Origin of the sequence: Lentzea alba (genome assembly GCF_047445655.1) — a bacterium.
Lineage (GTDB): Bacteria > Actinomycetota > Actinomycetes > Mycobacteriales > Pseudonocardiaceae > Lentzea > Lentzea alba_A.
On sequence record NZ_JAJAEG010000109.1, the window covers coordinates 1 to 704 of the forward strand.

1 pseudogene is annotated in these 704 nt (G+C 66.1%); it reads left to right on the forward strand.

Annotated elements, in window-relative coordinates:
* A pseudogene (locus LFM09_RS50110) lies at positions 1-627 on the forward strand (transposase); the annotation flags it as partial.
* Positions 628-704: the final 77 nt, after the last annotated feature.

The window sequence follows — 704 nt, forward strand, 5'->3', positions numbered from 1 at the left end:
CGGGTGTTGCTGGTGGCGGTGTACTACCGGACGAATCTGACGTTGCGGCAGGTCGCGCTGCTGTTCGGGATCTCGAGGTCCGCGGCGGGCCGTGTGGTGGATCACCTGGCGCCGCTGCTGGCGCTCGCACCGGTGACCCGCAAGTACAGCCCGGACACGGTACTGATCGTGGACGGCACTCTGGTCCCCACCCACGACCGGAGCATTTCCGCGTCGTCGAAGAACTACCGCTACTCGGTGAACATGCAGGTCGTCATCGACGCGAACTCCCGCCTGGTCGTCGCGGTCGGCGACCCCGCTCCGGGCAATCGCAACGACTGCCGGGCCTACACCGATTCTGGCGTGGACGAGCAGTGCCGGGGCGCGAACGTGCTGGCCGACGGCGGCTACCAGGGCAATCCCGGGGTGATCATGCCCTACCGCAAACCCCGCAAGGGACAACCGCCGCTGCCGCAATGAAAACGAGACCTCAACACCGTCCACAAGAGCGTCCGCGCACGGGTCGAGCACGCCCTGGCACATATGAAGTCCTGGAACATCCTGCGTAACTGCCGCCGCAAGCGAGACGGCGTCTGGCACGCCACCCGAGGCATCGCCCCGATGCGCAACCTGGCCATGACGGTCTGAGTCAGCACCGTCACCGGGCAACGCAGCTGCCATCCCTGCCCGCCAACGCTGTTGATCATTACGGGACAACCTTTAGG